Here is a 691-nt window from a genome sequence, read left to right as displayed (position 1 = left end):
GTGAACCGGACGAAGTTAAAATTCTTTCTGGCGTGTTTGAAGGCAAAACCACAGGCACTTCAATCGGCCTGTTGATCGAAAATACCGATCAACGTTCAAAAGATTACTCAGACATCAAAGATAAGTTCCGCCCGGGACATGCTGATTACACTTACCACCAAAAATATGGCATTCGTGACTATCGTGGCGGCGGCCGTTCGTCAGCCCGTGAAACTGCGATGCGTGTGGCTGCAGGTGCAATCGCGAAGAAATATCTGAAAGATGAATTTGGCGTAGAAATCCGCGCTTACTTGTCACAAATGGGCGATGTTTCTATTGATAAAGTCGACTGGGACGAAATTGAAAACAACGCATTCTTCTGCCCAGATGCAGACAAAGTGGAAGCGTTTGATCAACTGATCCGCGACCTAAAAAAAGAAGGCGACTCAATTGGTGCGAAAATTCAGGTTGTTGCAACCAACGTACCTGTTGGCCTTGGTGAACCAGTGTTTGACCGCTTGGATGCAGACATTGCGCACGCGCTAATGAGCATCAACGCGGTGAAGGGTGTTGAAATTGGTGATGGTTTTGATGTCGTAAACCAAAAAGGCAGTCAGCACCGTGACCCACTTTCTCCGCAAGGTTTTGGTAGCAACCATGCTGGTGGCATCCTTGGTGGTATCTCGACTGGTCAAGACATCGTTGCGAATAT

The 691-nt window shown here is 47.5% G+C and carries 1 protein-coding gene; it reads left to right on the top strand.

Annotated features, from left to right (window positions below; genetic code table 11):
• A partial coding sequence (gene aroC, locus R8O11_RS27885; RefSeq protein ID WP_318194955.1) for a chorismate synthase occupies window positions 1-691 on the top strand: 691 nt, incomplete at both ends.

It is taken from the genome of Vibrio sp. 1288 (assembly GCF_033344475.1).
The sequence above is the reverse complement of the archived record's forward strand: the minus strand, read 5'-3'. Positions and strand labels throughout refer to the sequence as shown.